Here is a 533-nt window from a genome sequence, read left to right as displayed (position 1 = left end):
TGTGTTTATTGGAATTAACGTTGACATATTGTCATTTAGTTTTCAATGTTCATTAAATAAAAATGGTGGAGACTAGCGGGATCGAACCGCTGACCTCCTGCGTGCAAAGCAGGCGCTCTCCCAGCTGAGCTAAGCCCCCATTTCAAAGAGTCGGGAAGACAGGATTCGAACCTACGACCCCTTGGTCCCAAACCAAGTGCTCTACCAAGCTGAGCTACTTCCCGAGGTATAATGTTAAATTACTAAAAGTGACGCGCCCGATAGGAGTCGAACCCATAGCCTTCTGATCCGTAGTCAGACGCTCTATCCAGTTGAGCTACGGGCGCATTCGATGGTGCCGAGGACCGGAATCGAACCGGTACGGTGATCAACTCACCGCAGGATTTTAAGTCCTGTGCGTCTGCCAGTTCCGCCACCCCGGCAAAATAATGGAGCAGAAGACGGGATTCGAACCCGCGACCCCGACCTTGGCAAGGTCGTATTCTACCGCTGAACTACTTCTGCTTAATAGTTAAATTATTTAAATGAGCTGA

5 tRNA genes are annotated in these 533 nt (G+C 49.2%); all 5 read right to left on the bottom strand.

The annotated features are described in order from the left end of the window. Nucleotides 1-63: 63 nt before the first annotated feature. Nucleotides 64-139 (bottom strand) — tRNA-Ala (locus CD039_RS08990). Nucleotides 140-150: 11 nt separating this feature from the next. Then, nucleotides 151-224, bottom strand: a tRNA-Pro gene (locus CD039_RS08985). A 28-nt stretch (nucleotides 225-252) separates the two neighbouring features. After that, a tRNA-Arg gene (locus tag CD039_RS08980) sits at nucleotides 253-326 on the bottom strand. Nucleotides 327-332: 6 nt separating this feature from the next. Beyond that, a tRNA-Leu gene (locus CD039_RS08975) sits at nucleotides 333-422 on the bottom strand. A 7-nt stretch (nucleotides 423-429) separates the two neighbouring features. Further along, nucleotides 430-504: transfer RNA gene (locus CD039_RS08970), tRNA-Gly, on the bottom strand. Nucleotides 505-533 lie beyond the last annotated feature (29 nt).

This window comes from Staphylococcus argensis (assembly GCF_002902305.1).
Classification (GTDB): Bacteria; Bacillota; Bacilli; order Staphylococcales; family Staphylococcaceae; genus Staphylococcus; species Staphylococcus argensis.
Note: the sequence above shows the minus strand (reverse complement) of the source record. Positions and strands in the feature narration are given on the sequence as shown.